Here is a 1,374-nt window from a genome sequence, read left to right as displayed (position 1 = left end):
GACAAACCGACGCCTGTCGATTCGAGTACGAGTACCGCAATGCTGAGTACGAGTACAAGTACGATTCAAGACAGACCAACGCCTGACGTGCCGGCCGCTGATTAGGACGCTGAATTTCCCTTCGCGATTCCGATCGAGTACAGTAGCACAGAGCGGCGATGGCACGTGCCGTCGTCGTGGCCGGACGCGCGAACCATCCGTTGCACACGCAGGCACGGAGTCGGCGTCAATCGAAAATACAATGTCGTTCGCCGTGCCGCGGTGAACGGTGGACGTTCGCCGACACTAGCACAGGCGAATACAACTAGACCGCTCACCCCATGACCTTTGCTTCGCGATTGACGAATGAAACGAAAGCCGGAAATCACTACCTCGTTTAATGCCCTGCTCATCCTGTACTCAGCTGCGATTGGTGTGCTTAAATTCGCACTTTCGGATGCCGGAAAAGACGTTCCATTCACGGGTATCGTCATGACGTCACTGGTTGATTTCGTGCGATTCCTCGTGATGATGTTTGTGGCTGCGTACTTTGCTCGGGAAATCTGGAATCGACTTGTCGTGGATATATTCAGTATTCGTGTGATCGCCTACCGCGAGGCAATCACATTCGTTGTGGCTCTGGGTTTGTTTTTCTCGTAAAGCTGGATACCGTACCTGTGGGTTTCGTCAGAGAGTCCAAAGACGCGGCGAACCATCGGTTGCAACGGAGCGGCGGTGGTCGCCGTTTTCGCAGTGGCTGAGTCGTTCGCCGCCGCCCGCTGAACCGCACCGTTATCGCAAACAAATGGAAGTTAAACGCTTCACGAAGTCGTCAAACGATGACAAGCTGTTTTATGCATTGTTCGGCACGGCAATCGCTTCAGCAATGATCTGCGCCCTGCTGTTAGCTGATCAGGATCTAGGGCCATTCTGGATTGTGACACTTACGCTAACCATCGGCGTTTGGCTTCAGTACTTTGTCACTCTGATTTGGCCTCGAGTTTGGACGATTGAGATTGGCCAAAACTCCATACGATACTATCGAAATGGCGAGCTGATTGATGAGATCCAACGAGCAGACGTTGTGGGAATCCGATGCTACGTATCGCGGTGGTCAATGGAAGGGGAGCGATACGTTAAACTCGATCTCCGTAATGGTGGGGTGCACGACGTTTCGGTGTACCGAATTGGGACTGAATCTCAGGATGGATTTCTTCATGCCGTCGAGAACCAATGGGGCCTGACAGCGACGAGTGACGCCAGATCCTACCAGTGCTAGTAGCCTGCTTTTTGCGATAACAAGCGGATGCACGACGAGTCGCCGAGTCGTGGTTTTTGAAGTGGAGGATCACTCGCGGCGACCGCGTGATCCTTTACGTTCGCGCTGCTAACCGA

Annotated in this window: 1 protein-coding gene; it reads left to right on the top strand. The window is 53.3% G+C overall.

Annotated elements, in window-relative coordinates; translation table 11 throughout:
• The first annotated feature begins 345 nt into the window (after positions 1–345).
• On the top strand, positions 346–639 hold the full coding sequence (locus NZK35_RS33920) for a hypothetical protein (protein ID WP_259636964.1): 294 nt from the start codon (positions 346–348) through the stop codon (positions 637–639).
• Positions 640–1,374 lie beyond the last annotated feature (735 nt).

Origin of the sequence: Stieleria sedimenti, from assembly GCF_025060895.1 — a bacterium.
In the GTDB taxonomy this organism is placed as follows: Bacteria; Planctomycetota; Planctomycetia; order Pirellulales; family Pirellulaceae; genus Stieleria; species Stieleria sedimenti.
This window is presented reverse-complemented; position numbering and strand designations above follow the sequence as displayed.

Excerpts from the sequence above, each read along its gene's own strand:
- NZK35_RS33920 (WP_259636964.1), top strand. The coding sequence starts at position 346 with ATGAAACGAAAGCCGGAAATCACTACCTCGTTTAATGCCCTGCTCATC.